Annotated in this window: 1 protein-coding gene; it reads left to right on the top strand. The window is 57.3% G+C overall.

Annotated features, from left to right (window positions below; translation table 11 throughout):
* The coding region (locus H8K55_RS22420) for a hypothetical protein (protein WP_186944280.1) at nucleotides 1-246 on the top strand (246 nt) is incomplete at both ends.

Raw genomic sequence — 246 nt, 5'->3', positions numbered from 1 at the left:
CCAGCACCACAGCCACAAGTGTCAGCCTCGCCTTAGGCGGCGGTACAGCAACGGGCAGTGGTACGGATTACGGCAGCGCTACAGCGACTAATCTGCAAGTGTCCACCGATGGTGGCGCCACGTGGGGCAATGCGACGACCGCAACGATTGCGGCAGGTAGCACGAGTGTGTTGGTACGGACACCGATCACCGATGATCTGATCAATGAAGTGACTGAAACCTTTGATTTAACAGTCACCCGCACAG

Origin of the sequence: Affinundibacterium flavidum (assembly GCF_014284175.1) — a bacterium.
GTDB lineage: Bacteria > Pseudomonadota > Gammaproteobacteria > Burkholderiales > Burkholderiaceae_D > Undibacterium > Undibacterium flavidum.
The sequence above is the reverse complement of the archived record's forward strand: the minus strand, read 5'-3'. Positions and strand labels throughout refer to the sequence as shown.